The 2,031-nt window shown below is 65.2% G+C and carries 2 protein-coding genes; both read left to right on the top strand.

The genetic code is table 11. From position 1 onward, the window contains the following. The coding region (locus A6A27_RS08295) for an integrase core domain-containing protein (protein ID WP_143193937.1) at nucleotides 1-310 on the top strand (310 nt) is incomplete at its 5' end. A 108-nt stretch (nucleotides 311-418) separates the two neighbouring features. After that, on the top strand, nucleotides 419-862 hold the full coding sequence (locus A6A27_RS08300; RefSeq protein WP_241825151.1) for a hypothetical protein: 444 nt from the start codon (nucleotides 419-421) through the stop codon (nucleotides 860-862). The last annotated feature ends 1,169 nt before the right edge of the window (nucleotides 863-2,031 follow it).

Below are 2,031 nucleotides of genomic sequence, written 5' to 3' on the forward strand. Positions count from 1 at the left end.
CAAGACGTTGAAGTACGCGCCGGTCTTCCCGGACCGGTTCGCGTCCCTCGCCCAAGCGCGGGCGTTCATGAACGACTTCGTGACCTGGTACAACCACGCCCACCGGCACTCCGGCATCGGCCTGCACACCCCCGCCGACGTCCACCACCACCGTCACCACACCGTCCGCGCCAACCGCGAGGACACCCTCGCCGCAGCCCGGACGGCGCACCCGGAACGGTTCGGCACCATCCGACCCCTACCCAAGATCCTCGACCTGCCCGAACAGGCCTGGATCAACAAGCCCGAGCCACAACGACAAGCCGCTTAACTCCCGTTGGCCTCAATCCCTTGACACGTTCCGGGGCGGCTACGGGACTGGCAACCTGGGCCTACGATCCTGCGCATAAACGTGTCGCGGGTCCGCCTGCTTACCTGCATGGTCATGCCGCTCCTGGCGGCCTGCGGCCCCGAGCCCTCCGAGGCCATGCCGATGACTTACACCTGCTGTGAGGCCCTGGACGTCGACAGGCCGTACCAGCCTGGCCAGACCTTGACCGTGGATTGGACTGTCGAGTCCCCGGAGGAGCCGGGCGGAACCCCACCGCAGGTCGAGTTGGCCGCACTCCTGACGGGTCCGTTCGCCACCGTAGGTGACCTCAAAGCCGCGACAGAAGATACGACCACCCCAACCGTTCCGGGGCTAGTCACCTTCGCGGCTACACCGGTCCGACCATCCGGCATGCCCGACGAACGACCCGTCAGCACCATCGTGATCGGTCCCGACGCCAAGCCGGGTTACTACAACCTGGTCACCTCCGTGGTCGAGGACGGCAACACAGTGAGCGGGGCCAGCATCATCCAGGTAGTGCCCATGCCCTGAGCGTCGGGGCTCGCATCTTCCGTGTGCTTCAGGTGACCTGACCGGGCCTGGGGATTAGAAGAAGATCGCGGATGGCTGGTCGGGCGATGATGTCCCTGATTATGCCGTCCGTCGTTGTCCGTCGATGTCGGCGCTTGGCGGCGGTCTTGGCTCTACGGATGGCTGTACAGCCTTCAAGAAGGGGGTTCACGACTCGTGCCGGTCATCACGTTCCGTCGGGCCTTTGACGTTGCGACATCTCGGCAAATGATGATCGAGATCGACGGGGAGATCGTCGTGAGCTTGGAGCGCGGTGCCAGCCAGAGCTTCGACGTAGCGCCGGGACCGTACGTGGCGCGGGTCCACCTGGACCGGCAGAGCAGCCTGCCAATCCACGTTGACTTGGATGACACGGAGACGATCACCTTGGAGGCCGCAGCAGGCGAGCGATCGTCAACAGTTGCGGCTAGATGGTCCTCACGGCGCAAGAGCGCTCTGGACTTATGGCTGAGATGACCTACGCATTACGAGATCAAACTGCCAGCTCCGACGACCTGGGCACATGGGGGTTTAGCAGCGGAAATATCTCTCGACATCTCGCACCACTCCCCCGCCGTCCGTCGACCTCTTGCGGACTAGATGCGGACCGCTCACCTCGAGCTCGTGGTGCGCGTGGCGGGGAGCGGGTCGCGGTGTCCCATATTCAGTCCCGGGATCACTCCGGGGACCTACCAGTGCCCGCCCCCCGTAGCCGCGCTGTCCCACATGGGTTGCTCTGACCGGCCAACTGCGGCGCACCGTAGCAGGCGGGTACGACGTCGCGCCCCGGTCCCTCATCGCCGTCGACATGGTCACGGCGACCGGGTGATCCAGGGCAAGCTGTCAGACCCGAAAATGGGCTCCCCGGCCGACGATCAGACTGACAAAGTGCAGGTAACAGCTATGGCCCGCCGTGCTCCCACCCCGCGCCACGGCATTGATCACGGGTCTCGGGGCGGTCGGCATGCCCATTTTCCCGCATGCGCGGCGGCCCAACGGGACCCGGAAACAGCTTGGGAATTGTCGATCTCGGGTAGGCCACGGGCTTGGCGGCCTGGTCTCGGCAGTCTCGCGTGGCCTCGGCTGGCCGCTGTTGTCCTCGCCCAATGGCACGCTAACCTCGGCCCTTCGTTAAGGGCTGTCCAAGGAGT

Source organism: Micromonospora sp. CB01531 (assembly GCF_001905095.1).
Lineage (GTDB): Bacteria > Actinomycetota > Actinomycetes > Mycobacteriales > Micromonosporaceae > Micromonospora.